We start from the raw sequence: 3845 nt of genomic DNA, 5'->3' as shown, positions 1-3845 counted from the left end.
GGCCAGAATTGCTGGGTTTCGGCCGGGAACCTGAAGAGGGAGTCCGTGGAGGACAGGGTAGACCATATGAATGCTTCGGGCTCTAGGGAGGACGTAAGCTCTTGGAGCCGATCTATCGATTCCGAGATATTTTTGAAAAGCAATAAAGCTTCCCTTGAATCTCTCTTCAGCATCATGAGCTTCACGAGATCCCCCATTCCCTCATAGATTCTCCTTCGCTCCTCCATCATCTCCTCGAGCAGCGTGGCGTTCCTCACTATGGCCCGCACCCTGCCGAGCTCACCCTCGATCCGCGATACGTTGGAGAGGAGCCCGAGCATGCTGGCCGATGAGGGAGCGACGTAGATCTCCTCAGATTGCGAGAAGCTTGAATTCCCAATGGAAACGGTCGCTATGATCCTGTAAATCCCCGGCCTCAGGGGATCAATTGGTATGAGGGCGCTGGCGTTGCCCGACACCTCCATCCAGATGGTCCTGGAGAGTAGCTCCCTCTCACCCTCCAGCACCGCAAGTCTCACATGAGCGGGTCCGCCCGGCATCCCGGATAGGCTGAGGGTGACGTTGAACCCGGAGGACTCATCCGCCCAATGAGGGAGGGTCAGCGAGATGCTTGCTGTATTTGCGGTCAGCTGGAGGAGCTGGATCGTGAGGACCAGCATCACAAGGGCTTCCCTTCTCATCCAGTTCGGGCCCTGGAGGTCCGGATAAAAAGTTCGCGCGGATGCCGGCTCTTGAGGTTATGAATGAGAACCACAAGCTTATCTTTATCTGAAGCGCTGGTTGGGCTGTGGTAAGATGGAGATGTTCAGGACCCAGGACTGGAGGACCGAGAAGCACGTCCCGGTCATAGAGGTGGTGGAGAGGAAGGATAACACCTTCACGGTCAGGGTCACTGTTGGCAAGGAGATACCCCATCCGAACACGACGGAGCACCACATAAGGTGGATCTCCCTCTACTTCTGGCCGGAGAACGATCCCTATCCGTTCGAGATAGGGAGGGCCGATTTCAACGCCCACGGGGAGTCCGTGCAGGGACCGAACACTAGCGGCGTTTACACCGAGCCCATAGCTTACTTCACCTTCAAGGTGGCCAAGCCAGGGAAGCTGGTGGCCTTCAGCTACTGCAACATCCACGGCCTCTGGAGGAACGAGGAGGATCTCAAACTCTGATCACCCCATCCCTTTTTTAATTCATCCCCCCATCCCCGCCTGAAAAGCGTGGCGTGAGATCCAAGGCGGCCCGGGAAGGCTCCGGCCCGCGTGATGCAAAAATTTTTACCTTAAGGTCGGCGGTGGCCGCGTGGATCGGGTGCTCATGGGGACCCTTCACCTCGCTGCGATGCTCGGGCTTGGCTACGCCCTCAGGTCGAGGATATCGATCAATTGCGATGCCCTATCGAGGTACGTCATGTATGTGGCGATGCCGGCGCTAGCCCTCGAGAGCCTCTCAGTCGTAGCCCTGAGCGAGGGGCTCCTCAGGGCGGTCCTGGTTTACCTCCTATCGATGTTCATCATCTCCTCAGCGATCTACCTGATTGGGAGGGCCTTTCGTCTACAGAGGAGCATGATTCACCTCCTCATACTCGCCTCCAACTTCAGCAACACCGGGTTCTTCGGGATACCCTTCATCGGCTCGACATTCCAAGATCCAAGGGCCCTGCAGCTCTCGGTGATGCTCTGGATGACCACCTTCGTCCTCTCGTCGCTCCTCTGCGTCTACCTCCTGGAGGGCCTGAGGGGCGATGAGAGGCTCCTAGGGACGATCCCAAGGATCCTGAGGAATCCTATAGTCATTTCCGTCATATTGGGAATGTCCCTGAACCTCATGTCCCTCAAGATCCCAGAGGAGCTTCTCTACACCCTGGATTCCCTGGGGACCACGGCCTCCCCCCTGGCCCTCGTGTCCGTAGGGGCCTCGCTGAGGGCATCCCGATCCATCTCAGCTCGCACGCAGGGGGTCCTGATCTCCCTGAGAGCCCTATTATCACCCCTCCTCTCCCTGGTCCTAGGATCCCTGGCCGGTCTGGATCGCGTGAAGCTGGAGGTTCTGGTGCTCATGAGCGCGATGCCTGCAGCTGTGCTCCTTGGTGTCTTCAGCGAGGAGTACGACTTCCGAAAGGAGGATGTGCTCCCCTTCATCACGATATCCTCCCTCTCGGCCCCCCTCTACCTCAACGGCTGGCTCCTCCTCCTTAAACACCTCCTACCTTGATACCATCGGGACGCAGACGCTGGCCTCGGGCAGGACGGCCACGCTACCCCCGACGGAGGATAGGGCCTCCCTCAGGGCATCCTGAACGCTCCTGAATGGCTCTATTCCTATCCTCCTGAGGATCTCATCCTCCAGGTTCGTCACCGCAAGTATCCTGTAGTTCTCAAGGGCCTCTATGAGCTTCGCCGCCTTGTGGTAGCCCAGCCTGTAGTCCTCCCATATCCTCCTCTTCACCTCCTCCATCGGGCCGCTGGTGAGCAGGTCGTAGAAGTTCCTAGGACCTATCCCGTCCCAGCAGGGGGCCACCAGTATTATGATCCCTCCCCTCCTCGTGACCAGCTTCGCCGCCTCTATCGCCTTCTGAGCCTGGTAAAGGTCTATCCCCATCTGCCTCGGGGCAACTGCCACCACTATCTCAGGTTCCTCCGGCAACTTCACGGCGTAATTACCCTCAACTCGTTTTATTATTGCGTAGAATGAGTCGAAGAGGTCACCGGACTCTGCCGCCCATACCCTGCCATCACCGCTTATCGCTGTGTTCAATGAGAAGACATCCACCTCCCTGGCCACTGCCCTGGCTATCTCCTCCAGGTCCTCATGGACCGGATTGCCCTCAAGCCTTCCAAGGGCCGCCTCAGGGAGCAGGGCAAGCCTGTGGTTCCTCTCTATGGTCTCGTACATGCAGAGACCGGGGGCTATCATCTTCCTCCCCCCGCTGTAGCCCGCGAAGTAGTGGGGCTCGACGGAGCTCAGCGTTACTATTAGATCGTGCTCCAGCACCTCCCTGTTCACCATTATCGGCGTTCCCCTTCTGGTGCTGCCCAGGTCGACGAAATCGCTGGCCTTCGAATCGTGAGCCGACGTGACCCCCCTAAGGGATTCGTAGTGATGTCCGAGTATGCAGCTCCTGTACTCCTCCTCCGTTGGCGCCCTGTGGGAGCCCGTGGCCACGATTATCCTGAATTCCCCCCTGATGCGCTTGAGCACGTGATCCAGCAGCCTGGGGGTCGGTATGAGCCTGGTGGCATCGTTCACTGAGATAAGCACCCTCCTTGCGTCTATATCCTCCAACCTGGGGCCCATAGGATTCTCCAGCGAACTCTCAATAACTAGCCCCTCATCCACGCCCTCTGGTTCCCTGACCCCGAAGGAGCCCATGTACCTGTCCTCCGGCACCTCGAACCAGACTATCTCATCACCGTAAGGGACGCTGACCCTCACTGGGGATCCCGCTCGATGGCGCGCGGATTCATTAATAAGCTGAAGCTGCCGGTCGCATTATGAGGAGGCTGAGGCTTCTCCTCCAGTCCCCCGATGGGGAGCTCTCCCCCGTCTCCTTCGAGTTCAGCAGGCTTTTGCTTGGTGGATGGACCGGGAGGAACCCGGATGATGTGATGGCCCACATAGAGGAGCTGAGGAGGATAGGGGTGCCAGGGCCGGAGAGGATTCCATCATTCTTCCCGGTGGGCCAGAACCTGCTCTGCTTCGGCACGGAGGTGCAGGTCATAGGGGAGAGGACTAGCGGTGAGGTGGAGTACGTGCTCCTGCTCAGGGCCATGATCACAGCCCCCGATCAGTGAGCTGCCTTACTTATAAATTTTCCCATCCGGGGGCGGGGAATGAAAAGTAAAAA

Annotated in this window: 5 protein-coding genes; 3 read left to right on the top strand and 2 right to left on the bottom strand. The window is 58.3% G+C overall.

Going from position 1 to position 3845, the window contains the following annotated elements; translation table 11 throughout:
• On the bottom strand, positions 1–680 hold a 680-nt coding region (locus tag BA066_07120), incomplete at its 3' end, for a hypothetical protein (GenBank protein ID RDD52927.1).
• 115 nt (positions 681–795) lie between these two features.
• On the opposite strand from BA066_07120, the gene BA066_07115 reads away from it, so the two are divergent.
• Positions 796–1170, top strand: coding sequence for a superoxide reductase (locus tag BA066_07115; GenBank protein ID RDD52926.1), 375 nt, complete (start codon positions 796–798; stop codon positions 1168–1170).
• A gap of 139 nt (positions 1171–1309) precedes the next feature.
• Positions 1310–2212 carry a hypothetical protein gene (locus BA066_07110; protein ID RDD52925.1) on the top strand — a complete coding sequence of 301 codons (903 nt, stop codon included), beginning with the start codon at positions 1310–1312 and terminating at the stop codon, positions 2210–2212.
• On the opposite strand, the gene larA is transcribed toward BA066_07110, so the two are convergent.
• Complete coding sequence (gene larA / locus BA066_07105) at positions 2204–3469, bottom strand: nickel-dependent lactate racemase (protein RDD52924.1); 1266 nt, start codon at positions 3467–3469, stop codon at positions 2204–2206. The genes BA066_07110 and larA overlap by 9 nt on opposite strands.
• Before the next feature lie 23 nt (positions 3470–3492).
• Here larA and BA066_07100 point away from each other — a divergent pair, with 23 nt between their 5' ends.
• Positions 3493–3792, top strand: a complete 300-nt coding sequence (locus tag BA066_07100; GenBank protein ID RDD52923.1) for a DUF2848 domain-containing protein — start codon at positions 3493–3495, stop codon at positions 3790–3792.
• Positions 3793–3845: the final 53 nt, after the last annotated feature.

Source organism: Candidatus Korarchaeota archaeon NZ13-K (assembly GCA_003344655.1).
In the GTDB taxonomy this organism is placed as follows: domain Archaea; phylum Korarchaeota; class Korarchaeia; order Korarchaeales; family Korarchaeaceae; genus Korarchaeum.
This window is presented reverse-complemented; position numbering and strand designations above follow the sequence as displayed.